The organism is Nocardia sp. NBC_00416, assembly GCF_036032445.1.
GTDB lineage: Bacteria > Actinomycetota > Actinomycetes > Mycobacteriales > Mycobacteriaceae > Nocardia.
The window spans coordinates 3402740-3428332 of sequence record NZ_CP107932.1 but is presented as its reverse complement, the minus strand read 5'-3'; the positions used below and the strand labels follow the sequence as shown (position 1 = coordinate 3428332).

General features: G+C 66.7%; 24 protein-coding genes and 2 tRNA genes. 13 read left to right on the top strand and 13 right to left on the bottom strand.

Annotation, left to right across the window (positions count from 1 at the left end; genetic code table 11):
- Window positions 1-4: 4 nt before the first annotated feature.
- Genes OG804_RS14440 through urtA form a run of 6 tightly spaced genes read right to left on the bottom strand, consistent with a single transcriptional unit; the run spans window position 5 to window position 5569 of the window.
- Entirely contained in the window at window positions 5-706 is a 702-nt protein-coding gene (locus OG804_RS14440) for a GntR family transcriptional regulator (protein WP_328397735.1), read from the bottom strand.
- A gap of 10 nt (window positions 707-716) precedes the next feature.
- Window positions 717-1409: an urea ABC transporter ATP-binding subunit UrtE gene (gene urtE, locus OG804_RS14435; protein ID WP_328397733.1), complete on the bottom strand. Its 693-nt coding sequence runs from the start codon at window positions 1407-1409 to the stop codon at window positions 717-719.
- Window positions 1410-1413: 4 nt separating this feature from the next.
- Window positions 1414-2286: an urea ABC transporter ATP-binding protein UrtD gene (gene urtD, locus OG804_RS14430; RefSeq protein WP_328397731.1), complete on the bottom strand. Its 873-nt coding sequence runs from the start codon at window positions 2284-2286 to the stop codon at window positions 1414-1416.
- Entirely contained in the window at window positions 2283-3401 is a 1119-nt protein-coding gene (urtC, locus tag OG804_RS14425; protein ID WP_328397729.1) for an urea ABC transporter permease subunit UrtC, read from the bottom strand. The genes urtD and urtC overlap by 4 nt, the downstream gene beginning before the upstream one ends.
- Window positions 3398-4285 carry an urea ABC transporter permease subunit UrtB gene (gene urtB / locus OG804_RS14420; RefSeq protein ID WP_328397727.1) on the bottom strand — a complete coding sequence of 296 codons (888 nt, stop codon included), beginning with the start codon at window positions 4283-4285 and terminating at the stop codon, window positions 3398-3400. Before urtB ends, urtC begins: the two co-directional genes overlap by 4 nt.
- 6 nt (window positions 4286-4291) lie before the next feature.
- Window positions 4292-5569: an urea ABC transporter substrate-binding protein gene (gene urtA, locus OG804_RS14415; RefSeq protein WP_328398406.1), complete on the bottom strand. Its 1278-nt coding sequence runs from the start codon at window positions 5567-5569 to the stop codon at window positions 4292-4294.
- A gap of 267 nt (window positions 5570-5836) precedes the next feature.
- On the opposite strand from urtA, the gene OG804_RS14410 reads away from it, so the two are divergent.
- On the top strand, window positions 5837-6445 hold the full coding sequence (locus OG804_RS14410; protein ID WP_328397725.1) for a ClpP family protease: 609 nt from the start codon (window positions 5837-5839) through the stop codon (window positions 6443-6445).
- Between the two features lie 53 nt (window positions 6446-6498).
- Complete coding sequence (locus OG804_RS14405) at window positions 6499-7089, top strand: ClpP family protease (protein ID WP_328398404.1); 591 nt, start codon at window positions 6499-6501, stop codon at window positions 7087-7089.
- A gap of 108 nt (window positions 7090-7197) precedes the next feature.
- On the opposite strand, the gene OG804_RS14400 is transcribed toward OG804_RS14405, so the two are convergent.
- On the bottom strand, window positions 7198-7569 hold the full coding sequence (locus OG804_RS14400; RefSeq protein ID WP_328397723.1) for a helix-turn-helix domain-containing protein: 372 nt from the start codon (window positions 7567-7569) through the stop codon (window positions 7198-7200).
- A 187-nt stretch (window positions 7570-7756) separates the two neighbouring features.
- Window positions 7757-8080, bottom strand: a complete 324-nt coding sequence (locus tag OG804_RS14395; protein WP_328397721.1) for a hypothetical protein — start codon at window positions 8078-8080, stop codon at window positions 7757-7759.
- 365 nt (window positions 8081-8445) lie between these two features.
- Here OG804_RS14395 and OG804_RS14390 point away from each other — a divergent pair, with 365 nt between their 5' ends.
- The 4 genes from OG804_RS14390 (at window position 8446) to OG804_RS14375 (ending at window position 12663) form a co-directional block, all read left to right on the top strand.
- Complete coding sequence (locus OG804_RS14390) at window positions 8446-8649, top strand: cold-shock protein (protein ID WP_062995652.1); 204 nt, start codon at window positions 8446-8448, stop codon at window positions 8647-8649.
- An 850-nt stretch (window positions 8650-9499) separates the two neighbouring features.
- Window positions 9500-11098 carry a phosphoglycerate dehydrogenase gene (gene serA / locus OG804_RS14385; protein ID WP_328397718.1) on the top strand — a complete coding sequence of 533 codons (1599 nt, stop codon included), beginning with the start codon at window positions 9500-9502 and terminating at the stop codon, window positions 11096-11098.
- A gap of 187 nt (window positions 11099-11285) precedes the next feature.
- Complete coding sequence (locus OG804_RS14380; RefSeq protein WP_328397716.1) at window positions 11286-12293, top strand: 3-isopropylmalate dehydrogenase; 1008 nt, start codon at window positions 11286-11288, stop codon at window positions 12291-12293.
- Between the two features lie 106 nt (window positions 12294-12399).
- Complete coding sequence (locus OG804_RS14375) at window positions 12400-12663, top strand: hypothetical protein (protein WP_328397714.1); 264 nt, start codon at window positions 12400-12402, stop codon at window positions 12661-12663.
- Between the two features lie 62 nt (window positions 12664-12725).
- Here the strand turns inward: OG804_RS14375 and OG804_RS14370 are convergent, their stop codons facing one another.
- Window positions 12726-13937: an MFS transporter gene (locus OG804_RS14370; protein ID WP_328397712.1), complete on the bottom strand. Its 1212-nt coding sequence runs from the start codon at window positions 13935-13937 to the stop codon at window positions 12726-12728.
- Between the two features lie 184 nt (window positions 13938-14121).
- On the opposite strand from OG804_RS14370, the gene OG804_RS14365 reads away from it, so the two are divergent.
- The 4 genes from OG804_RS14365 (at window position 14122) to OG804_RS14350 (ending at window position 16884) form a co-directional block, all read left to right on the top strand.
- Window positions 14122-14883 (top strand): fumarylacetoacetate hydrolase family protein, encoded by a 762-nt coding sequence (locus OG804_RS14365; protein ID WP_328397710.1) that lies wholly within the window; start codon window positions 14122-14124, stop codon window positions 14881-14883.
- Between the two features lie 13 nt (window positions 14884-14896).
- Window positions 14897-16372, top strand: coding sequence for a glutamate--tRNA ligase (gene gltX, locus OG804_RS14360; protein WP_328397708.1), 1476 nt, complete (start codon window positions 14897-14899; stop codon window positions 16370-16372).
- Window positions 16373-16591: 219 nt separating this feature from the next.
- Window positions 16592-16663, top strand: a tRNA-Gln gene (locus OG804_RS14355).
- Between the two features lie 148 nt (window positions 16664-16811).
- Window positions 16812-16884: transfer RNA gene (locus OG804_RS14350), tRNA-Glu, on the top strand.
- 973 nt (window positions 16885-17857) lie between these two features.
- Here OG804_RS14350 and OG804_RS14345 read toward each other — a convergent pair.
- Window positions 17858-18385 carry a pyridoxamine 5'-phosphate oxidase family protein gene (locus tag OG804_RS14345; protein ID WP_328397706.1) on the bottom strand — a complete coding sequence of 176 codons (528 nt, stop codon included), beginning with the start codon at window positions 18383-18385 and terminating at the stop codon, window positions 17858-17860.
- Between the two features lie 34 nt (window positions 18386-18419).
- A complete protein-coding gene (locus OG804_RS14340; RefSeq protein WP_328397703.1) occupies window positions 18420-19121 on the bottom strand; it encodes an IclR family transcriptional regulator in 702 nt (233 codons plus the stop codon).
- A 145-nt stretch (window positions 19122-19266) separates the two neighbouring features.
- Between OG804_RS14340 and leuC the strand changes: the two genes are divergently transcribed.
- From leuC to OG804_RS14325, 3 genes are all read left to right on the top strand, one after another.
- Window positions 19267-20682: a 3-isopropylmalate dehydratase large subunit gene (gene leuC, locus OG804_RS14335; protein WP_328397701.1), complete on the top strand. Its 1416-nt coding sequence runs from the start codon at window positions 19267-19269 to the stop codon at window positions 20680-20682.
- Between the two features lie 49 nt (window positions 20683-20731).
- Complete coding sequence (gene leuD, locus OG804_RS14330; RefSeq protein WP_328397699.1) at window positions 20732-21340, top strand: 3-isopropylmalate dehydratase small subunit; 609 nt, start codon at window positions 20732-20734, stop codon at window positions 21338-21340.
- Window positions 21341-21496: 156 nt separating this feature from the next.
- Window positions 21497-22141, top strand: coding sequence for an HU family DNA-binding protein (locus OG804_RS14325; protein WP_328397697.1), 645 nt, complete (start codon window positions 21497-21499; stop codon window positions 22139-22141).
- Window positions 22142-22436: 295 nt separating this feature from the next.
- On the opposite strand, the gene OG804_RS14320 is transcribed toward OG804_RS14325, so the two are convergent.
- Window positions 22437-23402: an NUDIX hydrolase gene (locus OG804_RS14320; RefSeq protein ID WP_328397695.1), complete on the bottom strand. Its 966-nt coding sequence runs from the start codon at window positions 23400-23402 to the stop codon at window positions 22437-22439.
- Entirely contained in the window at window positions 23399-25591 is a 2193-nt protein-coding gene (locus OG804_RS14315; protein ID WP_328397693.1) for an RNA degradosome polyphosphate kinase, read from the bottom strand. Before OG804_RS14315 ends, OG804_RS14320 begins: the two co-directional genes overlap by 4 nt.
- Window positions 25592-25593: the final 2 nt, after the last annotated feature.

Genomic DNA, 25593 nt, shown 5'->3' with positions numbered 1-25593 from the left:
GATTTCAGGTCTTGGTCGCGCGGGCCAAGCGGGTCAGTTGCAGTACTTGACCGGCACGGTCGGCCACCACGCGGCGGGACTGGTCGATATGGGCGAGCAGTTGCGCACGCGCGCCGGTCAGGTCGCGCGCAAGGACGGCCTCACCGATGGCGATGTGCTCGTCGATGGTCGCGAGCATGCGGTCCGGGGTCAGATAGTCGAACATTCGGACCGGGCGGATCCGGGCGTTCACCGTTTTCAGGGCGTCGGTCAGGGCATGGTTGCCCGAGGAGTCCAGCAGGACGGTGTGGAACTGTTCGTCGGCGTCGACGAAACCGGCGTCCGGCTCCGGGGGCGCGGTGCGGAACGCGCGCCAGCGGTCGATCTCCGGTCCCAGGATCGCGCGGTCGTGACCCAGGTCCGGATCGTCGACGACGCGGCCGATGCCCTGCACCTCCAAGGTGATCCGCAGCTCGTAGAAATCGCCCAGGGTGTCCAGGCGCGGGCGATACGGGAACAGACCCGCGTCGCGGCGTTCGACGAGTCCGTCGGCCTGCAACCGGGCCAGCGCCTCCCGTACCGGGGTCCGCGAGACGCCGTAGCGCTCGCCCAGCCGCTCCTCGCCGAGCCGCTCATCGGACGCCAGCGCGCCCGCCATGAGTTCGTCGCGCAGCGCCTTGTACACAGTGTCGCTGCGTGATTCGCGTTTGCTTCGTGGTTCGGTCACGACGCGCAGCCTAGAGAGTCATGGCGGCGCGGACGGTGTCGACAGCCCCGGCCCCGCCTGCCCCGGTAGAAGTGACCCGGCCGCTCTCGAGCACGTAATACCGGCTCGCGGCCCGCAACGCGAACCCGATGTGCTGTTCCACCAGCAGCACCCCGAGACCACCGCGGCTCACCAGTTCGGTGATGGTGTTCTCGATCTCGGCGACCACCGAGGGCTGGATGCCCTCGGTGGGTTCGTCGAGGATCAGCATGCGCGGTTCGGTGATCAGCGCCCGGGCGATGGCGAGTTGCTGACGTTGCCCGCCCGACAGCAGTCCGGCGCGGCGGTCGAGCAGATCCTTCAGAGCGGGAAAGAGATCCAGCATCTCGTCGATCAGCGCCGCACCGCGTTTGCGACCGTCGGCCACCACCCGCAGGTTCTCGGCGGTGGTGAGGTGGCCGAAGCACTGCTGGCCCTGCGGCACATAGGCGAGACCGCGGCGGACGCGTGCGCTCGGTCGCAGCGAGGTGATGTCGGCGCCGTCGAAGCGGATACGACCCCGGTCGGCGCGTACCAGCCCGACCGCCGCCCGCAACAGTGTCGTCTTCCCGGCGCCGTTGTGGCCCATGATCGCGGCGACACCGTCGGCCGGGACCTCGATCCCGACTCCGTGCACCACCTCGGTGCGGCCGTAGCCCGCGTGAACGTCGATCAGTTCCAGCATCGGGTCACACTCCCTGTCCATCGGTAGTGGGCGGGGGCCCTGAGTGGTGGGGCTCCGCTACCGCCTCGCGCGTACCGTCTCGCTCGGCGACGGCGGAGGTGCCCAGATACGCCTCCTGGACCAGCGGGTCGGCCTGCACCTCGGCCACCGTCCCTTCGGCGAGTACCGCGCCGCGCGCCAGCACGGTCACCGAGGTGGCGAAACTGCGCATGAAATCCATATCGTGCTCGACGACCACGACCGTGCGTTCACCGCCGATGCGGCGCAGCAGGTTCCCGGTCTCCTCGCGCTCTTCCTGACTCATACCGGCGACCGGTTCGTCCAGCAGCAGTACCGAGGCGTCCTGGACCAGCAGCATGCCGATCTCGAGCCACTGCTTCTGGCCGTGGGCCAGCGTCCCGGCGGGTTTGTCCCGCAACTGGGTGAGCCCGATGGTCTCCAACGCCTGTTCGATCGACTCGGAGACCCGGGCCGGCCGTCGGCGCAGCATCGTCCACACCGACCGCCCGGCTCCCGCGGCGATATCGAGGTTCTGCAGGACCGAGAGCTCTTCGAAAACGCTCGCGGTCTGGAAGGTGCGCCCCACACCGAGGCGGGCGATCTGATGCACCTTCTTGCCCAGTAGTTCGACCCCGGACTTCTGCACCGACCCGGTGGCCGGCACCAGACCGGTGATCGCGTCGATCATGGTGGTCTTCCCGGCCCCGTTGGGGCCGATGAGGAACCGCAGATCACCCTGGAACAGCGTCAGATCCACGTTCGAGACCGCGGTGAACCCGTCGAATTCGACCGTCAGCCCCCGGACCTCCAGGTAATCGCTGTGCATTCCGGCGTTACCGCCGATGACCGGGGTCTCGCTCGACACCTGCTGGGTCATGACGACACTCCTACCGGGGTAGCGGGCGCGGTTTCCGGCGCCGGCCCGGGCGGCGCCGATTCCTTGTCCGGGTCCCGTTTCCGCCGTCGCAGCAGCGTCACCAGGCCCGCGAGTCCGGCCGGGAAGAAGCCGACCACGACGATGAACAGGACGCCCTGCGCGTAGACCCAGCCGGAGGGGAAATTCTCCGACAGACTGGTCTGCGCCCAGGCCACCGCGATCGCGCCCAGCACCGGACCGAGCAGCGTGGTGCGGCCGCCGATCGCGACACCGGTGAGGAAGGCGATGGACGGGACGATCCCGATATCGGCGGGGGAGATGATCCCGACGATCGGCACGAACAGCGCCCCGGCGATACCGGCGAACAGTGCCGCCACCGCATACGCGACCACCTTGACGTTGGCCGGGTCGTACCCGAGGAAGCGCACCCGCTCTTCTTGGTCGCGAACCGCCACCAGCAGTTCGCCGTAGCGGCTGTACATCAACTGCCGGGTCAGCGCGACGATCACCAGCAGGGTGGCGGCCGCGACGAAGAACAGCAGTCGCCGGTTCACCGGGTCGTTGAGCGCCAGTCCGAAGAAACTGCGGAAACGGTTGAGCCCGTTGCTGCCGCCGGTGGACTGCTGGCCCACCAGCAGGATCGCGAAGGCCGCGGCCAGCGCCTGGGACAGGATCGCGAAATACGCGCCCTTCACCTTGCGCTTGAACACCCCGAGTCCGAGCACGACCGCCACCAGCGGCGGCACGATCAGGATGCCGAGCACGGTGACCACCGGCGAGGCGAACGGGACCCAGTATCCGGGCAGGTCGCGCATACCGGCGATCTGCATGAAATCGGGGACCTCGTCGCCGCGCAGCTGCGCGTCGGAGATCTTCAGGTGCATGGCCATGATGTAGGCGCCGAGCCCGAAGAACACGCCCTGCCCCAGGGTGAGCATGCCACCCCGGCCCCAGGCCAGCCCGATGCCGACGGCGACGATGCCGAAGCACAGGAACTTGCCGAGCAGGTTGAGCCGGAAGTCCGAGAGCACCGCGGGCGCCACCGCGAACAGCAGTACGGCGGCGATCGCGAAACCTGAATAGGCCTTCCAGCGGGTAGTCAAGAATCCCCTCATACCAGACTCCTCGACCGGATCATGAACAGTCCCTGCGGGCGGACCTGCAGGAAGATCACGATGATGACGAATACGATCACCTTCGCCACCGAGGCGGTGGTGCTGTACTCGATGAACGAATTCAGCAGACCCAGTGCCACCGCGGCGATCACCGCGCCCCGGATCTGCCCGAGACCGCCGATGACCACCACCAGGAACGCGTCCACCAGGTAGGCGGCGCCGGTGTTGGAGCTGGTGGAGCCGATCAGGGTGAGCGCCACTCCGGCCACTCCGGCGAGCCCGGAACCGAGGAAGAACGTCGTGATATCGGTGCCGCGGCTGGAGATCCCGCTGGTTTCCGCGAGATCACGATGCTGGACCACAGCGCGGATCCGGCGGCCCATCGCGGTGTATTTCATGGTCACCGCGATGGCGGTCACGCAGAGTACCGCGAGCAGCATGATGAAGATCCGAGTCTTGGGGACCACGGCCCCCAGGATCTCCACCCCGCCGCCGAGCCACTCCGGCGTCACCACACGTACGGCCGGCGCGCCGAAGATGTCGCGCGCCGCCTGCTGCAGGATCAGGCCCACGCCGAAGGTCACCAGCAGGGTGTCCAGCGGCCGGTCGTACATGCGTTTGATCAGCATCACCTCGAGGGCGACGCCCATCAGACCACCGACCAGGAACCCGACGAGCAGCGAGACGATGAGGGAGACCTCGGCATTGGAGACGAGGTATTCCTGCACCGTGTAGGCCGTATAGGAACCCGCCATGATGAACGCGCCGTGGGCCATGTTGATGACCCCCATCTGACCGAAGGTCAGCGATAGTCCCAGGGCCGCGAGCAACAGGATGGAACCCAGGCTCAGGCCGGTGAACAGCTGGCCGATGAGTGCTTCCACTACGCGTCAGCCCCCGAGTCCTTCGGCCCACGAGTAGCCGGTGAGGTACGGGTCCGGTGCGACGGGCTGTCCCGAATCCCAGACGCTGTAGATCAGGCCGTCGGGGCGGATCTCACCGATGCGGGCGGTTTTGGTGATGTGGTTGTTCTCGCCGTCGATGGTCACCGGGCCCTCGGGCGCGGCGAAGGTGACGCCGCCGGCGGCTTTCTGCACCTCCGGCACCGCGAACGACTGCGCCTTCTCCACGGTGTTCTTCCACAGGTACACCGACACGTAGGCGGCTTCCATCGGATCCGAGGTCGGCTTGTTCGCGCCGTATTTCGCTTTGTAGGCCTTGACGAAGGCGTTGTTCTCGGGGTTGTTCACAGTCTGGTAGTAGTTCCAGGCCGTCAGCTGACCGGCGATGTTCTGCACACCGATACCGCCGACCTCCTCCTCGGCGATGGACACCGAGACGACCGGCATATCCTTCGGGTTCAGGCCGACGTTCTTGTACTCCCGGAAGAACGCCACGTTGGAATCGCCGTTGAGGGTGTTGAACACCGCGTCGGCGTCCGCGCCGCGCACCTTGTTGACGATCGTCGAGAAATCGGTGGAACCCAGCGGGGTGTAGTCCTCGCCCTTGATCTCGATTCCGTTCGCCTCGGCGTAGGCCTTGATGATGCGGTTCGCCGTCTGCGGGAAGACATAGTCGCTACCGACGAGATACAGCGATTTGACGCCGCGACCCTTGAGATAGTCCAGTGCGGGCACGATCTGCTGGTTGGTGGTGGCGCCGGTGTAGAAGATGTTCTTCGAGGATTCGAGGCCCTCGTACTGGACCGGGTAGTACAGCAGCGCATTGCGATCCTCGAACACCGGCAGCATCGCCTTGCGACTGGAGGAGGTCCAGCCGCCGAACACGGCGGCGACGCAATCGCTGCTGATCAGCTTCTCCGCCTTCTCGGCGAAGACCGTCGGCTCCGAGGCGCCGTCCTCACCGACCAGTTGGATCTGCTTGCCCAGGACACCACCGGCGGCATTGATCTCGTCGACCGCCAGCCGGATGGAATCCCGCACGGTGACCTCGGAGATGGCCATCGTGCCCGACAGCGAGTTCAGCGATCCGACCTTGATCGCCGGGCCCGCGGTATCGACACAGGATTGTGTGCTCGCGCCGACCTGGTCCGATGCCGAGCTACCGCAGGCGGTCACGGCCAGCGCGGTTGCGCACAGGGCGGCCGGCAGGGCGAGCAACCGGCGGGCCCGCCTCTTTCGTGGGTGGCGCTTCGCCACGCCTGTCATGGGTTTTCCGAGTTTCTCGGTTCTGGCTGCATTCATGACCGTTCGGCCTCCACTCAGGACAGGTCAGCCCGCTGACTTGCTCATCCGGCTCGCTGTATACAGCGGCGTATACGAGGAATTACGCTAGGGACGCTGTGTTTCGGTCACGTATCGCAGCGTGAAGCTCGGGTATCGATCGGCGGACGGATCCGGCCGCGCTGCTGAGAGCAGATCCGCTCACAGCAGCGTGCGGTGCCGGTCCCCGCCCTGGTCGGGCACGGTGAGAACATGGCTCACGACGACGAAAAATCCCCGCTCTTCAGCTGGCGCGCCCGCGAACAACTGCTCGCCCGGCGCATCCTCGTACTCGACGGTCCGCTCGACGACGACAACGGAACCCTGCTCGCCACCCAGTTCCTCACCCTCGCCGCCGAGGACAGCGAGGCCGGCATCTCGCTGTGGATCCACTCACCCGGCGGTTCGGTCCCTGCCATGCTCGCCATTCGCGACGTCATCCGGCTGGTGCCCTGCCCGGTCTCCACCCTCGCCCTGGGCCTCGCGTGCAGCGCCGGACAATTCCTGCTGTCCTCGGGCACCCGGGGCAGACGCTTCGCGCTTCCGCACGCCCGGATCCTGATGCACCAGGGGTCGGCGGGAATCGGCGGCACGGCCGTCGATGTCGAGGTCCAGGCCGACGATCTGCGCTACACCGTGGAAACCGTCCTCGGCCTGATCTCCGAGGACACCGGGCAGCCCTACGACCGGGTCTACGACGACTCGCTGCACGACCGCTGGTTCAACGCCGAACAAGCCAAGGAGTACGGGTTCATCGACCATATCGTCGGCGAGTTCGGGCAGGTCGTCCCGCAGCGGCAGCGGGTGGGGATCTCCGCATGACCGGATTCGCGGGCGACGCGATCAGCAGCGCATTCGAGCCGAGAGGGCACGCCATGAGCACGTACACCATTCCCAACGTGATCGCCCAGCACCCGCGCGGTGAGCGGATCACCGACATCTATTCGCATCTGCTCGCCGAACGGATCGTCTACCTCGGCACCCCCATCGATTCGGGTGTGGCCAACGCGCTCATCGCGCAACTGCTGCACCTGGAATCGGAGAGCCCGGGACAGGAGATCCACTTCTACGTGAACTGCGAAGGCGGTGATCTCTCGTCCATGCTCGCGGTGTACGACACCATTCAGCACATCGGCGCGCCGGTGCACACCACCTGCGTCGGACAGGCCATCGCGGTCGGCGCGGTGCTACTGGCCGGCGGCGCCCCCGGGCACCGATCGATGCTCCCGCACGCCCGGGTGGTGCTGCACCAGCCGGCGGCGCAGGGCCGGGGCGCGATCCCCGATCTGATCCTGCAGGCCGACGAACTGGTGCGGATGCGGGCCGAGATCGAATCCATCCTGTCCCGCCACACCGGGCAGACGGCCGAACGGCTCCGGCACGACACCGACCGCGACCGGGTGTTCACCGCGCAGAGCGCTGTCGAATACGGATTGGTGGACCGGATTCTCGAGCCGCGGGGTTGAGGTGGCGCGTCGCGATCCGGGCGGGTGGCCGCGGCCTGCCGGGCGCGTTCGGATAAGGGGGCTCACCGAACCGGCCGGGCGAGCGTGATTCCCGGGTGACCGATCGGGTCAGGCGGCCCGGAGCAACACATTCGGTCCGGCGCCGGACCCGGGTGCGACCGCGGACCGCCGGTGGGACCGGAGCCGCTCGGAGACCACGCCGGTGAGCTCGCCGAGGGAGGTGCCCAGGGCGCCGGCCAGCGCCGCGATCATCTCGCTCGACGGCTCCTTCCGGCCGCGTTCGACCTCGGACAGATACTGCGGGGAAACGCCCGCGCGCTCGGCGGTTTCGGCAAGCGTTTCGCAGTGTTCGCGGCGCAGGGTGCGCAAATGTTCGCCGAGCACCTCGCGCCACAGCGGTTCGGGCTGGTCCGCCGGTCGGCGAGGCGGCCGCTCGGCGCGTCCACCGGGGATCGAGTGGAGTCTGCGGGGCTCGGTCATGGATCGAGCCTAGAACCGGATCGGCAGGCCCGGACGAATTACGCTACGGGCGTACAACCGGGTCGCCTCCGGTGAGTGCGGGACCGGAAACCGTTGTGTGGACAACCGAACGTCGTAATCGGTCCACGGGCGCGGGGTGGTCCAGTGGGCGACGCGGGCCCGGCGTGTTCGTCGGGCCCGCGCGCGGTCAGCTGCTGCCGAACAGGCCGCGCAGCAGGTGGCGGGCCCAGTTCGCCGGATCATCCCAGCCGCGATCCCCGTGCCGGTTCCAGTGGTCGTCGCGGTCTCGATGGTCGCCGCGGTTCCAGTGGTCATCGCGATCACGGTGGTGATCGCGGTCGTGATCGCCGTGCCGATCCCGGTCGACTTCGGTGTACCCGGGCGCCGACGCCGCCGGATCGGCCACCGCGCCGGCGGCCAGGGCAGCCGGCGGGAGCAGGGCTATCACACCAGCGACGGCGATCCGGGCGGTGGCCCGGCGGGTCGCGGATGCACTTGTCTTGCGCAACACTTCGAATCCTCTCGTAATGCGCCTTCCGGCGCCGCGGAGAGGCCGCGCGAGAAGGCGATAGGCATTCACCTTCGCGTAGTCGTCACGAATGTCACAGGCCTTCGGAAGATTCCGGGAAAGAATCATCCCTGAGTACTACGGGATTTCCCCGGCAGCATTCGGCGACCGGCACGAGTGGTCGATCCGCGGCTTCCGATCGGAGTCGGCGCAGTGTCATATCCGGACCCCGCCTGTCGCGTTCTCCCTCACAGTGGGGAGTTTTCGAGGTGCCGGAACTTTCCGGGACGTGGCATCGTTGTCAGAGAGATCAGGATGGATCGACCGTGATCCGTCTGGCTCGCAACAGAAAGTATGAAGTAAGTATCATGGCTCAAGGCAGTGTGAAGTGGTTCAACAGCGAGAAGGGCTTCGGCTTCATCGCGCAAGACGGGGGCGGACCTGACGTCTTCGTGCATTACTCCGCGGTTTCCGGAAGTGGCTTCCGGTCCCTCGAAGAGGGCCAGCGGGTGGAGTTCGAGATCGGGCAGGGCCAGAAGGGTCCGCAGGCTCAGGATGTTCGCTCCATCTGAGTGATGTGACGATGTAGCGGGGCCCCGCACCGAAAGGTGCGGGGCCCCGCGTCGTATCCGGGACCGGTGCCGCCGCGCATGCGGGGGACGCGGGAGGTTCGATCGGTGGGTCACCAGGTCGAGCGGGCGGGTCCCTGTTTCGCCGATCGTGTCCCGGGGCCGGTCGCGTCCCTCTATATATATCTTTTGCGGGAGTATTTCACCGGGTGTCCATCCGGGACGTCATCCAGTGTGGTGAATCGGGTCATTTCGGACCGCTCAGCGCATAGGCCCAGCGAAATGGTGGCTTGCGCCGGAATCGTTCTCCGCTGATCACCGTTACATTCCGAATGTGTGCCGCATTCGGCTCGGTTCGGCAAAACTGCAGGTAGAGGTCGAAAATATTGCGCTCAGCCGCCTATCTCGATCAGATATCGTGACACATGTCACTGGACCCGAGAATTTTGTAATGACCGGGTATCCCTGAGTCGATGTACCCCGTGACAGTCGATTTCGGCTGGGCACTTATTCGAAAGGACATTCCATGATCCCCGTAATCATCGATACCGGTTCGGCTGCCCTGAGCGGTGTGTTCAACACGCTGTGGACGCTCCTGTTCGGCTGAGCCGCCTACGAAAAGCCCCCGGTCTCCTACCGCGCTGGAGACCGGGGCTTTTCGCTGTCCGGGTCGTTCCCGCGAGCTGGGTGCAGGTCCCGTGCGCGTGATTCCGCCCACCCGCCCGGGCGGGTACGCGCTGGTCGGTACGGGCGCTGTGGAGGCCTGGGAGCAGGGGCCGGAGCACAGCCGGATCGGGCCGAACTAAGCTTGGGCGCGTCAACTGGCCGTCCCCACATCCAGGAGTACCCCACTGTGAGCCAAGCAGGCCGTCCTGTAGTTCTGATCGCCGACAAGCTCGCCCAGTCGACCGTCGATGCGCTCGGTGACGGTGTCGAGGTCCGCTGGGTCGACGGCCCGGATCGGCCCGCGCTGCTGGCTGCGGTGCCGGAAGCCGATGCGCTGCTCGTCCGCTCCGCGACCACCGTCGACGCCGAAGTCCTCGAAGCGGGCAAGAACCTGCAGATCGTCGCCCGGGCCGGCGTCGGCCTGGACAACGTCGATGTGCCGGCGGCCACCGAACGCGGTGTCATGGTCGTCAACGCCCCGACCTCCAATATCCACACCGCCGCCGAACACGCGGTCACCCTGCTGCTGAGCGCGGCCCGCCAGATCCCGGCCGCCGACGCCACCCTGCGTGAGCACACCTGGAAGCGCAGCAGCTTCAACGGGGTCGAGATCTTCGGCAAAACCGTCGGTGTGATCGGTCTCGGCCGGATCGGGCAGCTGTTCGCGGCCCGGCTCGCGGCCTTCGAAACCAAGATCGTCGCCTATGACCCCTACGTCTCCCCGGCTCGCGCCGCCCAGCTCGGTATCGAACTGCTGACCCTCGACGAGGTGCTGGAGCGGGCCGACCTCATCTCCATCCACCTGCCGAAGACCCCGGAGACCAAGGGCCTGCTGGGCAAGGATGCGCTCGCCAAGACCAAGAAGGGCGTCATCATCGTCAACGCGGCGCGCGGCGGCCTGGTGGACGAGGTCGCGCTCGCCGAGGCGATCACCTCGGGTCATGTGCGGGCCGCCGGTATCGACGTCTACGAGACCGAACCCTGCACCGACAGCCCGCTGTTCGGTCTGCCGCAGGTCGTGGTCACCCCGCATCTGGGCGCCTCCACCAGCGAAGCGCAGGACCGGGCGGGCACCGATGTAGCGAAATCCGTGCTGCTGGCCCTGGCCGGCGAATTCGTCCCCGGCGCGGTCAATGTGACCGGCGGCGTGGTCGGCGACGAGGTCGCCCCCTGGCTGGATCTGGTCCGCAAACAGGGTGCGCTGCTCGGCGCCCTCGCCGACGAACTGCCGGTGAGCCTCGAGGTACAGGTACGCGGCGAACTGGCCGCCTCCCAGGTCGAGGTGCTGCAGCTGGCCGCGCTGCGCGGGGTGTTCTCGGCGCACGTCGACGACCAGGTGACCTTCGTGAACGCGCCCGCCCTGGCCCAGGCCCGCGGGATCACCGCCGAGGTGACCACCGCGACGGAGAGTCCGAGCCACCGCAGTCTGGTGGATCTGCGCGCCGTGTTCGGCGACGGCCGCACCCTCAATGTGGCCGGTGCGCTGACCGAACCGCAGCAGGTCGAGAAGATCGTCAACATCAACGGCCGCAACTACGATATGCGCGCCGAGGGCATCAACCTGGCCGTGCTCAACTACGAGGACAGGCCGGGCGCGCTGGGCCGGGTCGGCACCGCGCTCGGCGCCGCCGAGGTCGATATCCTCGCCGCTCAGCTCACCCAGGACGCCAACAAGGAAGGTGCCACCGTGGTGCTGCGGGTGAACAAGGAGGTGCCCGAGGCGGTGCGCTCCGAGATCGCCGCCGCGGTGGGCGCCGCCAAGGTCGCGCTGGTCGACCTGTTCTGATGTAACCCCTGCGCGCTGCCGCCCGGGCCGGTGGGTAGCGCGCGCCGACGGGTACGAACCCGCCCCGGGCTCTCGCTGCCCGGGGCGGACCGGTACCCGGACACCGTCCCAGCGACAGGCATACCCGGCCCGGCAGCCGCGTCCCGCTCTGTTCGCGGCCTCGTCGTTCGTAGAAAGCGTGGTTGTCATGAAACTCGCCGTGATCCCCGGTGACGGAATCGGACCGGAAGTCGTCACCGAGGCGCTGAAGGTGCTCGATGTGGTGCTGCCCGGGGTCGAACGGACCGAATACGACCTGGGCGCCAAGCGCTACCACGCCACCGGCGAAGTGCTGCCGGAGTCGGTGCTGCCGGAGTTGAAACAGCACGACGCGATCCTGCTCGGCGCCATCGGCGACCCCTCGGTGCCCAGCGGCGTCCTCGAACGCGGACTACTGCTGCGCACCCGGTTCGCCTTGGACCACCACGTGAATCTGCGGCCCTCCAAGCTGTATCCGGGAGTCGGCAGTCCGCTGGCGGGTACGCCGGACATCGACTTCGTGGTCGTGCGTGAGGGCACCGAGGGCCCCTACACCGGGACCGGCGGCGCGATCCGGGTCGGCACCCCGCACGAGGTCGCCACCGAGGTCAGCACCAACACCCGGTTCGGGATCGAGCGGGTGGTCCGTTACGCCTTCGCCAAAGCGCAGGCTCGGCGCAAGCACCTCACACTGGTGCACAAGACCAACGTGCTCGCCTTCGCCGGTTCGCTGTGGCAGCGCACGGTCGACGCGGTCGCCGCCGAGTACGGCGATGTCGAGGTGGCCTACCAGCACATCGACGCCGCCACCATCCATATGGTCACCGATCCGGGCCGCTTCGACGTGATCGTCACCGACAACCTGTTCGGCGACATCATCACCGACCTCGCCGCGGCCGTCAGCGGCGGTATCGGCTTGGCCGCCAGCGGCAATATCGACGCCACCGGCGCCAACCCGAGCATGTTCGAACCGGTGCACGGCAGCGCCCCGGATATCGCCGGCCAGTCCAAGGCCGACCCGACCGCCGCAATCCTCTCGGTATCACTGCTGCTCGAGCACAAGGGCGAGACCGAGGCCGCCACGCGAATCCAGGAGGCGGTGGCCAAGGATCTGTCCACCCGCAGCGGGACTTCCTCGACCACCGAGGTCGGCGACCGGATCGCCGCCGCGGTCTGACCTCGGCGATCCCGGATTTGCGCGAGCGAATCCGGGTCGTGACTCCGATACCATCGGGGATACCCGGCGTATTCCCGATGGATGGCCCGAGCGCTCGGAGGGCAGCATGACCGCGTGGCACGCCACCTGTGATGCCGGCTTCGGCCCGTACACGATGCTGGATCTCTACGACCGGCCGGAAGGCGGCAAGGGTTTCGAACTCGAAGACGGGTGGTTGGTCGAGGTGGCAGCGGGGGCGCGGGGAGTTCTGGACGGCGGAAGCTATCGGTGGGAGCCGACGGCTGCCGAGGGGGATGAGTTCACCGCCGAGATCGAGGCCGACATAACGATTCGCGTGGCATTCGATCCCGCGGTGCTCATCGAGATCTGACCGGATTCCCGGTGGCCCAGCCGATCACGGCCGGGCCACCGGGCTGGTGGTCCCGAGTCCCTTCAGGGGTTTTCCGAGGCGACCGGGACCAAGGGAATCGCCACCGCGGCCAGGGCTGCTGCCGCCAGGTAGACGGCGGGGAAACCGGTCGCGGTGATCAATACGCCGAATACCGGCGGCACCGCGGCGACCATGAGGTTCTGACCGGTGTTCTGGATGCCCAACCCACGGCCGCTCCAGAAAGGTCCGGCCCGTTCGGCGATGGCGGTGAACGCCAGTCCGTTGTCGGAGACCGTGACCACCGACGCGATGACCAGCAGCGGCACGGCCGCCCACCACCATTGCGTCCAGGCCGTCAGTGCCAGCAGGGACATCGTGGCGACCGCGGCGATCGCGACCTGGCGCAGCGGGCCCATCCGGCTGCCGACGTGATCGGACCAGGCGCCCGCTCCGATCCGGCCCAGTGCGCCGAGCACCTGGGTGGCGGTGACCAGCGCTCCGGCCACGGCCAGCGACCAGCCCAGGTCGCGATGCAGCCAGAGCAGGGCGAAGGTCCAGACGGTGGCCTGCGGGACGACCAGCAGGATCGAGACGCCGTGGATGCGCCACAGGGTGCTGCTGCCCCGATAGGGGTTGGCGCCGGCGGCTTGTGCCCGCGCCGGGCGGGGCGGGTCGATGATGCCCAGCAGGCAGCTCACCGCGGCCAGTCCGGCCAGTACGGCGGGCACGGCGAGCGCGGGCGCCACACCGAACTTGTCCGCGACCAGCGGTATGGACATCGCGGCGATCCCGACTCCGATGGGCTGGCCGGTCTGCCGGATACCCATGGCCAGTCCGCGCCGGTCGGGCGGGAACCAGCCGACGATCACCCGGCCGCTGGCGCCGTTGGTGCTGGCGGCGCCGACCCCGCCCAGGAACAGCAGGACCCCGAGTACGGGGTAGCTCGTGGTGAAGGCGGCGGCCGTCCCGGCCGCGCACATGATCAGCGGACCGGTGACCAGGGCTATACGTTCACCGACCCGGTCGACCAGGTAGCCCCAGGCGATGAGCGTGCAGCACAGGCCGACCGTCGGCATGGCCACGAGCAGGCCGGCGGTGGGCAGCGGCATACCGCCGGCGGTGAGCGCGGGCAGCAGGAAGGGCACCCCGTGGACGAAGATCGCGCTGGTGGTCTGGGCGAAAACGCCGAACACGAGCATGAGCCAGCGGTGGGCGGGGGATATCTGCCTGCTGTGTGCGGCGATCGGAGCGGCCGCCGGTGAACTGGGTGCCATAGTTCCCCATCTCGGAACGAGCTATCTCAATATATGAGATACTAATCTCAAAGTTTGAACTTCAGTCCGTACGGTACACCTCAGGGCAGGAGATGCCGCAACTGGTATCGCGGTTGTCACCACCGGTCGGACCGACCGGTCGGGCGCATTCGGGCTGGTGGATCCGGCTGGATAGACTCCGACCATGCGTCTAGGTCGAGTTGCCAGTCCCGACGGGGTCGCGTTCGTCGCCATCGAGGGCGAGAACGCCAAGGAAATAGCCGAGCACCCCTTCGGCACCCCGACGTTCACCGGCCGCAGCTGGCCGGTGGCCGATGTCCGTCTGCTCGCCCCCATCCTGGCCAGCAAGGTGATCTGTATCGGTAAGAACTACGCGGCGCACGCCGCCGAGTTCGGCGGTGAGGCGCCGGCCGAACCGGTGATCTTCATAAAACCGAACACCTCCATCATCGGTCCCTCGATTCCGATCGTCCTGCCGCCCAGCTCCTCCCGCGTCGATTTCGAGGGCGAGTTGGCGGTGGTCATCGGCCGACCCTGCAAAGACGTCCCCGCCGCTCGCGCCAAGGACGTCATCCTGGGCTACACCGTCGCCAACGACGTGACGGCCCGCGACCAGCAGGCCCAGGACGGGCAGTGGACCCGGGCCAAGGGATACGACACATTCTGCCCGCTGGGCCCCTGGATCGAAACCGAGCTCGATCCGGCGGACCTCGAGATCACCACGGAACTCGACGGTGAGGTGCGCCAGCGCAGCACCACATCGCTACTGCTGCACGACATCCCGGATATCATCGAATGGGTGACCCGGGTCATGACCCTGCTCCCCGGTGACGTGATCCTCACCGGAACCCCCGAAGGCGTCGGTCCGATGAAGGACGGGCAGACCGTCTCGGTCACCGTCTCCGGTATCGGCACGCTGACCAATCCTGTTGCCGCGAAACGCTGAACGAAAGAGGGATATGACAAACGTACGGGTCCGTTTCTGCCCGTCACCCACCGGGACACCGCATGTCGGGCTCATCCGCACCGCACTGTTCAACTGGGTGTACGCCCGTCAGCACGGCGGTGCGTTCGTCTTCCGGATCGAAGACACCGACGCTGCAAGGGATTCCGAAGAGTCCTACCAGGCGCTGCTGGACGCACTACGCTGGCTCGGGCTCGATTGGGACGAGGGCCCGGAAATCGGCGGACCCTATGCGCCGTACCGGCAGTCGCAGCGCCGCGAAATCCACCGGGACATCGTCGGCAGACTTCTCGAAGCCGGTGAGGCGTACGAATCCTTTTCCACGCCAGAGGAAGTCGAAGCGCGCCACCGGGCCGCCGGACGTGATCCGAAACTCGGGTACGACAATTACGATCGCGATCTGACGGCCGAGCAGATCGCGGAATACAAGGCCGCCGGCCGCGGCGCCGTGGTCCGGTTGCGAATGCCCGACACCGACATCACCTGGCACGACCTGGTGCGTGGCGAAACCACGTTCAAGGCCGGCGTCGTCCCGGATTACGCGCTCACCCGCGGCACCGGCGACCCGCTTTATACGCTGGTTAATCCGGTAGACGACGCCACTATGCGGATAACCCACGTTCTCCGCGGCGAAGATCTGCTCTCGTCGACACCGCGTCAAATCGCTCTGCATGCCGCGCTGCAGCGTATCGGGGTCAGCGATTTCACCCCCGAATTCGGCCATCTGCCGTTCGTCATGGGCCCAGGGAACAAGAAGCTCTCCAAGCGCGATCCGGAGGCCGACCTCTTCGTTCACCGCGACCGCGGATTCATCCCCGAAGGGCTCCTGAATTACCTCGCACTGCTCGGCTGGAGCATCGCCGACGACCACGACGTGTTCTCCATGGACGAGATGGTCGCAGCCTTCGACATATCGAAAGTGAATTCGAATCCGGCCCGCTTCGATCAGAAGAAGGCCGATGCGATCAACGCCGAGCACATCCGTTTGCTGGAACCGGCTGATTTTGCCGGACGGTTGCGCGAATTTTTTGTACGGCGCGGATATGTGGACGGTGGAATAGACGAGAAGGTTTTCGCCGCCGCCGCGGATCTGGTGCAGACGCGCATTGTCGTCCTGGACGACGCATGGGGACTTTTGCGATTCCTCTTGGCACCGGTGGAAGAGTTCACCGTGGACCCCGCCGCGGGTAAGAAGAATTTGGGTCCGGACGCCGTCCCGGTATTGGATGCGGCAATTACCGCGCTCGAACCGATCACCTCCTGGACCGCCGCCGAGATCGAGAACGCATTGAAATCGGCGCTCATCGATGGATTGGAATTGAAACCACGGAAGGCATTCGCGCCGGTGCGAGTGTCGGTCACCGGTTCGCATATCAGTCCGCCGCTCTACGAATCGATGGAACTGCTTGGCCGTGAGCTCACCATGCAGCGGCTGCGCGCGGGGCGGGAGTGGGTGGCCCCGGCCGAGTGAACGCGGGTGGCACGGGGCCGCCGCCGAGGACGGCGGTGCGGCCCCGGCCCCTCCGGCGTCGAAGACGGGCCGTCGGCGGCCCCGCGGCAACCGTTACCTATCTGATGGGGCCGTGTGACCAGGCGATTTGTAGTTTCCCCGGAGCAGTTTGGTACTCTCTTTCTCGGCCGGAACGACGGTGCCACCGCAGCCAGCGATGCAACCGAAAGCCCAGGTCATTGGGGTATGGTGTAATTGGCAACACAGCTGATTCTGGTTCAGCCATTCTAGGTTCGAGTCCTGGTACCCCAGCGGAGATCGCTCTCAGCTTCATCGTCCAGATGCGGTACGGAACGAATATCCAGGCGATTTGGTCGCCGCCGCCCGGTCGGTTACGCTGATCGAGCTTCGGATCGAGAGATCCACGATCCACTCCAGCCAGGGGTTGATCACAAGTCCTGGCCCCGTCGTCTAGCGGCCTAGGACGCCGCCCTCTCAAGGCGGTAGCGCGGGTTCAAATCCCGTCGGGGCTACTCAGCTGACAGGCTCATGCTCATGGAGAGCATGAGCCTTTGCTGATTCGCAATGTCTTGCGGGGGTGCAACCCCCCCACCCCGCCCAGGCGGGCTCGGCGCCCCCTGGACCCCCCTTGGTGGACTGGAGACAGTCCGGGGTGATGCCGGGGCTGCGCCCCTGGACCCCTTTGCGTAATGCTCACCATTCGGGGTGATGCCGGGGCTGCGCCCCTGGACCCCTCGTTGTGGGCGGGATTCGGGTAGGTGGGGCGGTCTGCTGTGTGATCTGCGTCTTGATCACCTGATCACCGGGCAGGTTTCGAATCGGGTGACGGACCGGGCCGGGTTCCTGCCGTTGGCTGGTGAGCCGCTTTGTGGTCAGTGCTGTGCCGGCGCAACGATGGCGGTCGGCGACGGGGCGGTAGGAACGGTCCTCGAGCTGTGCTTTCGGCATTGCGGCGAAGGATGTGCCCGGTGGTTGTTCTTGTTCATGCCTGGACAAGCCCGCCGTCTGGGGCGTGGGGGCTGTCGATGGTCGACAGCGCGGCGGAATCGTGGGTTCAGCGGTACATCTCCGAGTCTCCGAGGGGCTGAGTCTCCGAGGGGCTGAAGAGGTGTCGGGTCCATCGCCTGGGCGAGCGATTGGCAGGCGGCTGTGGGCGTGGCGCGCGGTCCTGCTCTCGGCGATCCCGGATCGCCTATGACAGAACCGGGCGATCTCTGGATCGGCTGCGCCGTCACCGATCCGGTGGTGCCCGTGGGTCGAAGGCAGGTGCCCATCGATGACCGGCGCGGATCCGCTCATCGTCGGTGATCGGTCCGGCCGCAGTATTCGCGGCACGGCGGGCGGCGGGTCGTTACCAGCTACCCGGGCCGCTCGGAGTTCGGGCGCTGCGTGTTGTGAGGCGCTTCGGGACCGGCTGATCCGGGCATCGCTGCATGTCCGTTACGCGGGCCCGGGTGCCGCCGGCGGGACGGCACCCGAGAGCGATCAGTCGTCCAAGGCGTTGGCGGTGGAGCCGCCCAGGGGCATGGCGGGCAGACCCAGTTTGCGGTGATCCCAGCTACGAATGCGTTCGGGGACGATGCGGACGGCTACGCGTTTGTGCAGCATGCCCTCGACATACTGGCGCATATCGTCGGTGTAGGGCCCGGTGTAGCGCTCCCACACGCTGACGCCGACGGCGAACAGTTTCTCGGCGTCATCGATGACCTCGGCGCGGCCTTCGATCGACACTCCGCGGAGGGTGTCGTAGGTTTTCCCGGCCTCCACCATGGTGGTGACCGTGGCGTCGCGGCGCAGGTTGACCGCTTTCTGGGATTTGCCCTTGGTCTCGAACCACAGCTCGGGAATCGCGTCGGGCCGCTCCGGATCGGTGATCAGCGCATACCACATGGCGGTCAGGTGTGGTTTGCCGTCCGCTCCGAGGGTTGCCAGTGTGGCGACACGGCTGCGGGTGAGGAAATCGGTGATCTCGGTATCGGTCATCACGATCTGCGACCGTTGGTTCACTCCCATGGGCCAACCATAAGTGACGGCATCTGCCCGCTGCTCAGAGTCGACGGTGCAGCGCATCGGCCGCCGCGACCAGATCCGCCGCCCAGCGGGCGCCCGGACGGCGGCCCATTCGATCGATCGGACCCGATACGGAGACGGCCGCGACCACCGCGCCCTGCTGATCGCGGACGGGCGCCGAGACGCTCGCGACACCGGCCGCGCGTTCGCCGGCACTCTGTGCCCAGCCGCGTTTGCGGACTTCGGCGAGTGTGCGGTCGGTGAACATCGCGTCGTCGAGCACGATGCGCTGCAGGTCGGGATCGGCCCAGGCGAGCAGGACCTTGGCTGCTGAGCCCGCCGTCAACGGCAGGCGGGAGCCGATCGGCACGGTATCCCGCAATCCGGCGGGGGGTTCCAGAGCGGCGACGCAGACCCGTTCGTTGCCGTCGCGGCAGTACAGCTGCACACTTTCGCCGGTGATCTCGCGGAGGCGGGGCAGGATGGAGCCGGCGGCCTCGAGCAATGGATCGGCGGCGCCGACGGCGAGTTCGGCGAGCGCGGGGCCGGGGCGCCAGGCGCCGCCGGAGTCCCGGGCCAGCAAGCGATGTGTCTCCAAACCCACCGCGAGCCGGTGGGCGGTCGCCCGGGGCAGGCCGGTCCGTTCGCACAACTCGTTGAGACCGCAGGGCCGCTCGGCGACCGCATACAACACTGCCACCGCTTTGTCCAGGACGCCGATACCGCTATGCTGTCTCATAGAACGATATTAGCGTCCTGCATTCTGAGATGCCATCACGAACAGCCCAGGTGGGGTCCAGGATGAGGGGTGAACGATTCCAGCTAGCGTGTATCCGATGCCGGGCGAGTCCCGCGGATGCCGAGCCCGAAAGGTGACCGAGACAATGCCACGTACGCTGGCCGAGAAGGTATGGGAACAGCACGTCGTCGCCCGCGGCGAAGGCGAGGGTGAGGCGCGCGAACCCGATCTGATCTACATCGATCTGCATCTCGTGCACGAGGTGACCAGCCCCCAGGCCTTCGACGGTCTGCGTGCGGCCGGTCGTCCGGTGCGCCGCCCCGATCTGACCATCGCGACCGAGGACCACAATGTCCCGACCGTCGATATCGACAAACCGATCGCGGACCCCGTGTCGCGGACCCAGGTGGAAACGCTGCGGCGCAATTGCGCCGAATTCGGAGTCCGGCTGCATCCGATGGGCGATGTCGAACAGGGCATCGTCCATGTGGTCGGTCCCCAGCTGGGGTTGACCCAACCCGGCACCACCGTGGTGTGTGGGGACAGTCACACCTCCACACACGGCGCTTTCGGGGCACTGGCCATGGGAATCGGCACCAGTGAGGTCGAACACGTGCTGGCGACGCAGACTCTTTCGCTGCAACCTTTCAAGACCATGGCGATCACCGTGGACGGTGTGTTGCCTCCGGGAGTCACCAGCAAAGACCTCATTCTGGCGGTAATCGCCGAAATCGGCACCGGCGGCGGCCAAGGATATGTGCTCGAGTATCGCGGTGAGGCCATTCGGAATATGTCGATGGAAGCGCGGATGACCGTCTGCAATATGTCGATCGAAGCCGGGGCCCGGGCCGGAATGATCGCACCGGACGAAACCACCTACGAGTTCCTGAAAGGCCGCACGCACGCCCCGCAGGGCGCGGAGTGGGACGCCGCGGTCGGCGCCTGGGAGGCGCTGAAGACCGACGACGACGCTGTTTTCGACCGTGAAGTGCGGATCGACGCGAGCGCGCTGACCCCGTTCGTCACTTGGGGAACCAATCCGGGCCAAGGGCTGCCGCTGGGCGCGAACGTCCCGGATCCGGCGCAGATCGCCGACGAGACCGCGCGTGAATCCGCGGAGAAAGCGCTGCGCTATATGGATTTGACCCCGGGGATGCCGTTGCGTGAGGTCACGGTGGACACCGTATTCGTCGGCTCCTGCACCAACGGCCGGATCGAGGATCTGCGGGCGGTGGCGGGGGTCCTGAAGGGCCGCAAGGTCGCCGATAGCGTGCGGATGCTGGTGGTGCCGGGCTCGATGCGGGTGCGGGCGCAGGCCGACGCCGAGGGGCTCGGCGAGATCTTCACCGCGGCCGGGGCCGAGTGGCGGCAGGCCGGATGCTCTATGTGCCTGGGGATGAACCCCGATCAGCTCGAACCGGGGCAGCGCTGTGCTTCCACCTCCAACCGGAACTTCGAGGGCCGGCAGGGCAAGGGCGGCCGCACCCATCTGGTATCGCCGCTGGTCGCCGCGGCGACCGCGGTCCGCGGCACACTGTCGGCGCCGACCGACCTGAACTGAGCCCTTCGCCCATTACGAACGCCCTTATCGCCGAATCAGGAGAAATACGATGGAAGCCTTCACCGTGCACAAGGGGATCGGTGTTCCGCTGCGCAGGTCCAATGTCGACACCGATCAGATCATCCCGGCCGTCTATCTGAAGCGCGTCACTCGAACGGGATTCGAAGACGGCCTGTTCGCCGCCTGGCGCGGTGACGAGGACTTCATTCTGAACACTGAGCCGTACAAGCACGGCACCGTCCTCGTGGCGGGGCCCGATTTCGGCACCGGATCTTCCCGTGAGCACGCAGTCTGGGCGCTCATGGACTATGGCTTTCGGGTAGTTATCTCTTCACGTTTCGCGGACATCTTCCGCGGTAATGCGGGCAAGGGTGGTCTACTCGCCGCGCGAATGTCACAGAATGATGTCGAAATGCTCTGGAAGTTGCTCGACGAACAGCCCGGACTGGAATTGGTTGTGGACCTCCGGGCGCGCACGGTGACCGCAGGAACCATCGTGTTGCCGTTCGATATTGACGACTACACCAGGTGGCGCCTGTTGGAAGGTTTGGACGACATCGGTCTGACGCTGCGACGTAGCGATGTGATCGCCGAGTTCGAAAAGGCAAGGCCGGGTTGGAAACCAAAGACCCTGCCGGAACCTATTTCGCAGGCGTAATCTTCTCGGCCCGTTAGCCGCGGCTCAGATGTCGTGGTAGCTGTGCGTGTGCTAGACCACATGAATTTTGGCGTGGCACATAGACTCTTGCCCAATGTGGGTTTACCGTGGTACCTAGTCGGTCCGACGACGGGCCATTAGTCTGCGGAGGATTCAATGAACAAGGCGGAACTGATCGACGTTCTGACCGAAAAGTTGGGTACTGACAGGCGCACGGCCACCGCGGCAGTCGAGCATGTGGTCGACACGATCGTGCGCGCGGTACACAAAGGGCAGAGCGTCACCATCACCGGATTCGGTGTGTTCGAACAGCGTAAGAGGGCAGCCCGGGTCGCGCGGAATCCGCGTACCGGGGAAACCGTCAAGGTGAAGCCCACTTCGGTGCCGGCGTTCCGGCCCGGCGCCCAGTTCAAGGCGGTTATCGCGGGTAAACAGAAGCTCGCGGCAACAGGCCCCGCGGTGAAACGCGGTGTCAATGCTCCTGTGGCGGCCAAGAAAGCCGCCAAGAAGACAACGGCAAAGAAAGCCGCCAAGAAGACCGCCACGAAGGCGCCCGCCAAAACAACGGCTCGCAAGACCGCCACGAAGGCACCTGCCAAGAGCACCGCCGCGAAGAAGACAGCGGCCAAGACAGCGGCTCGCAAGACGGTGGCCAAGAAGACCACCGCCAAGGCCACGGCAACCAAGGCCACGGCCAAGAAGACTGCTGCCAAGAAGACCACGGCCGCAAAGGCCACGGCGAAGAAGACCACCGCCGCGAAGCGGACTCCGGCCAAGAAAACCGCCAAAAGGGCTCGCTGACCCGCGAGCCCGGCGGCCGGTGGCGCACAGAATTCAGGAGGGATCCCACCGGATCCCGTGTGCCCGGCCCGCCCTGCGGCACGCCGCACTGCACGACCCCGCCGGATTCCGGGTGCGGGCCCCGCACCCAGGGACGGCTCGAGACCCCGATCGGTCCTCGTCGACGAACGAGGCGGGTCGAGGCTCGGCCCGGCGACTCGCGACTTTCCGACAACCCGAACGCCGGACGGACAAGCCCCCGGGCGACCCCCGGGGGCGTAACCGTTTCACCCTGCCCGAGGTCCGGTTCCGCGTCCTATCCGGTGACCGCCGGTGCGGTATCGACCGATAGCGATCGGTCGAGATGATCGGCGGCGACCAGTCGGTCGCCCGCGAACGACAGCACCCAGACCGACCCTTTGCGGGTCCGCGCGGGTGACAATCGCATTCCGTCCCGGTCCGCCCACCAGCGGACGAGGTCGGGAATGGTATCGCCCTGGCTGCACAGCACCCGGACCGCTCGTGCCGAGGCGAGCGACCGGATCCGGTCCCGCGCCTTCTCCGGATCGGCGGCGTAACCGATATCGCCCAGCAGTGGTTCGATCTCGACCTCGCCGCCGAGTTCCTCGGCCAGTGGCGCCACCGTCTGTACACAACGCACCGGTTCGGCCGAATAGACCTCTTGTGCCCCGAACGCCAGCAGATTCGGCACCAGCGCGAGCGCCTGCCGGTGGCCGGCCGATTCGAGCGGGCGCTGCTCGTCGGGTCCTTTGAAGCGGTCCCGGCGCCCCGCCTTGGCATGGCGTACCACGAGCAGCGTGTGGGTATCGGCGGGCAGTTTGGTGAACGCGCGCACGATCTGCCGGTCCATCGGGTACGACAGCTCCGACATCACCGTGCTCAGCGGGCACCAGACGAGTTCGTCGACTTCGCTGTTGGCGCTGAATTCCCCGTCGACGACCTGGGCGGCCCAGTAGTCGACCCGTTTCATCTTGCGGTGCCCGGTGATCGGGTAGGTGACTTTGCCGAGGTAGCGGCCCAGCCGGGGTCGCAGCCCGGTCTCCTCCTGGGTTTCCCGGGCCGCGGCGAGCACCGGTGTCTCACCGGGGTCGAGTTTGCCCTTGGCCAGCGACCAATCCTGGTATTTGGGGCGGCGGATCACCGCGATCTCCACACTGCCCACCGAACCGGGCGCGTGCCGCCACAACACGGTGCCTGCCGCGTGGATATTGGCTGATGTCCGGGGATCCGGATAGTTCGGCGGGGTATGCGTCCCGTTCACTGCTGATCCGGGCGGCGAAGGCGCATGAGTGCCACCTGGTGATCACGGACTTCGATACCGTCGCCGTCGGGTCCGGTTCCGGCCCGGTCGGGGCTGGATTTCCAATTGCCGTCGGGGTCCAGGATCCAGCAGCGCGTCATCGGGTGCAGGGCGGATTCGAAGATCTCGTCGAGCCGTTCGGTCAATCTCGGATCCTTCACCTGGGCCATGACCTCCACCCGGCGGTCCAGATTGCGATGCATCATATCGGCGCTGCCGATCCAGAACTCGTCCTGGGCCCGGAAGTTCAGGACGCGGGAATGCTCCAGGACCCGGCCCAGAATCGACCGCACCTCGATGTTCTCGCTCATCCCGGGGATGCCCGCCCGTAATCCGCAGATGCTTCGCACCACGATGCGGACCGGCACCCCGGCCTGGGACGCGCGATAGAGCGCGTCGATGATCTGTTCGTCGACCAGCGCGTTGGCCTTCAACCGGATCCCGGCTTCGGCGCCCGAGCGGGCCGATTCGATCTCCCGTTCGATCCGGGCGATGATCCCGGCCCGGATACCCTGCGGGGCGACCAGCAGATTGCGGTAATCGGATTTGCGGGAGTAGCCGGTGAGCGAATTGAACAGGTCGGTGAGATCGGCGCCGATTTCGGGCGCCGCGGTGAGCAATCCCACGTCCTCGTACAGGCGTGCGGTTTTCGGGTTGTAATTGCCGGTGCCGATATGGCAATAGCGGCGGATGGTGGAGCCCTCCCGGCGCACCACCAGGCAGGTTTTGCAATGGGTTTTCAGCCCGACCAGGCCGTAGACCACATGGACGCCCGCTTGTTCCAGCGTGCGGGCCCATTTGATGTTGGCCTGCTCGTCGAAGCGGGCCTTGATCTCGACCAGGGCCACCACCTGTTTGCCCGCCTCGGCGGCATCGATGAGCGCGTTCACGATGGGCGAATCGCCGGAGGTGCGGTACAGGGTCTGCTTGATGGCCAGCACTTGCGGATCGGCCGCGGCCTGTTCGATGAATCGCTGCACGCTGGTGGAGAAGGAATCGTAGGGGTGATGCACCAGTACGTCGCCTTCGCGCAGTGCCTGGAACACATTGCGCGGTGTCTCCCGTTCGCCGAAGGCGGGTGGGGTGGCCGGCACATACGGGGCGTCCTTGAGTTTCGGGCGGTCCACCCCGTACACCTGCCACAGGCAGGACAGATCCAGCAGGCCCGGCACCTGGATGACGTCGGCGGGATCGACCTCGAGCTCGCGCAGGAGCAGATCGAGCATGTGCTCGGTCATATCGTCGGAGACCTCGAGCCGGACCGGCGAACCGAACCGGCGGCGGGCGAGTTCACGTTCGAGGGCCTGCAGCAGATCCTCGTCCCGATCCTCGTCGACCTCGAAATCGGCATTGCGGGTGATCCGGAACGAATGGTGCTCCACCACGGTCATCCCGGGAAACAACTGCTCGAGATGCGCCGCGATCAAAGCCTCCATCGGCAGGAACGCGGCGATCGCGCCGCCGTTACCGGGCCCTTGCCGGCGTACCCGGACGAAGCGGTCGACATTGTCGGGTACCTTCACCCGTGCGAAATGCTCGCCGCCGGTGGTCTCGTCCTGGACGGTGACAGCGAGATTCAAGCTGAGCCCGCTGATGTAGGGGAACGGGTGGGCCGGGTCCACCGCGAGCGGTGTCAGCACGGGGAAGACCTGGTCCTGGAAGTGCGCCGACAGTCGTTCCCGGTCGGCCTCGTCGAGATCGTCCCAATCGATGATCTCGATGTCGTCGGCGGTGAGCGCGGGCAGTACTTCGGTGAGGAACACCTCGGCGTGGCGGACCGCGAGATCCTGGCTGCGGGCCGCGATGAGCGCCAGTTGTTCGTTCGGCGACCGTCCGTCGGCGGAACGGACCGAAAGCCCCGTCTCGGCCCGGCGTTTGAGCCCGGCGACGCGGACCATGTAGAACTCGTCCAGGTTCGAGGCGAAGATGGCCAGGAATTTGGCGCGTTCCAGCAACGGCAGCGAACTGTCCTCGGCGAGGGCCAGGACTCTGGCGTTGAAGTCGAGCCAGCTCAACTCCCGGTTGAGGTAGCGATCGGCTGGCAAACGGGGTGTGTCCCCGCCGGCGGGGATCTGAGTGGCGGCCGGAGGCGGGGTGGGGAGCACCTGCTGCTGCTTGACGGTTTCCGTATCGCTCACGCCTACGATCATTC

Bases quoted from the DNA above. Each gene is read 5' to 3' on its own strand.
- urtE (WP_328397733.1), bottom strand. From the start codon at position 1,409: ATGCTGGAACTGATCGACGTTCACGCGGGCTACGGCCGCACCGAGGTG.
- urtD (WP_328397731.1), bottom strand. From the start codon at position 2,286: ATGACCCAGCAGGTGTCGAGCGAGACCCCGGTCATCGGCGGTAACGCC.
- urtC (WP_328397729.1), bottom strand. From the start codon at position 3,401: ATGAGGGGATTCTTGACTACCCGCTGGAAGGCCTATTCAGGTTTCGCG.
- urtA (WP_328398406.1), bottom strand. From the start codon at position 5,569: ATGACAGGCGTGGCGAAGCGCCACCCACGAAAGAGGCGGGCCCGCCGG.
- OG804_RS14410 (WP_328397725.1), top strand. From the start codon at position 5,837: ATGGCTCACGACGACGAAAAATCCCCGCTCTTCAGCTGGCGCGCCCGC.
- OG804_RS14405 (WP_328398404.1), top strand. From the start codon at position 6,499: ATGAGCACGTACACCATTCCCAACGTGATCGCCCAGCACCCGCGCGGT.
- OG804_RS14400 (WP_328397723.1), bottom strand. From the start codon at position 7,569: ATGACCGAGCCCCGCAGACTCCACTCGATCCCCGGTGGACGCGCCGAG.
- OG804_RS14390 (WP_062995652.1), top strand. From the start codon at position 8,446: ATGGCTCAAGGCAGTGTGAAGTGGTTCAACAGCGAGAAGGGCTTCGGC.
- OG804_RS14380 (WP_328397716.1), top strand. From the start codon at position 11,286: ATGAAACTCGCCGTGATCCCCGGTGACGGAATCGGACCGGAAGTCGTC.
- OG804_RS14375 (WP_328397714.1), top strand. From the start codon at position 12,400: ATGACCGCGTGGCACGCCACCTGTGATGCCGGCTTCGGCCCGTACACG.
- OG804_RS14370 (WP_328397712.1), bottom strand. From the start codon at position 13,937: ATGGCACCCAGTTCACCGGCGGCCGCTCCGATCGCCGCACACAGCAGG.
- OG804_RS14365 (WP_328397710.1), top strand. From the start codon at position 14,122: ATGCGTCTAGGTCGAGTTGCCAGTCCCGACGGGGTCGCGTTCGTCGCC.
- gltX (WP_328397708.1), top strand. From the start codon at position 14,897: ATGACAAACGTACGGGTCCGTTTCTGCCCGTCACCCACCGGGACACCG.
- OG804_RS14345 (WP_328397706.1), bottom strand. From the start codon at position 18,385: ATGGGAGTGAACCAACGGTCGCAGATCGTGATGACCGATACCGAGATC.
- OG804_RS14340 (WP_328397703.1), bottom strand. From the start codon at position 19,121: ATGAGACAGCATAGCGGTATCGGCGTCCTGGACAAAGCGGTGGCAGTG.
- leuC (WP_328397701.1), top strand. From the start codon at position 19,267: ATGCCACGTACGCTGGCCGAGAAGGTATGGGAACAGCACGTCGTCGCC.
- leuD (WP_328397699.1), top strand. From the start codon at position 20,732: ATGGAAGCCTTCACCGTGCACAAGGGGATCGGTGTTCCGCTGCGCAGG.
- OG804_RS14325 (WP_328397697.1), top strand. From the start codon at position 21,497: ATGAACAAGGCGGAACTGATCGACGTTCTGACCGAAAAGTTGGGTACT.
- OG804_RS14315 (WP_328397693.1), bottom strand. From the start codon at position 25,591: ATGATCGTAGGCGTGAGCGATACGGAAACCGTCAAGCAGCAGCAGGTG.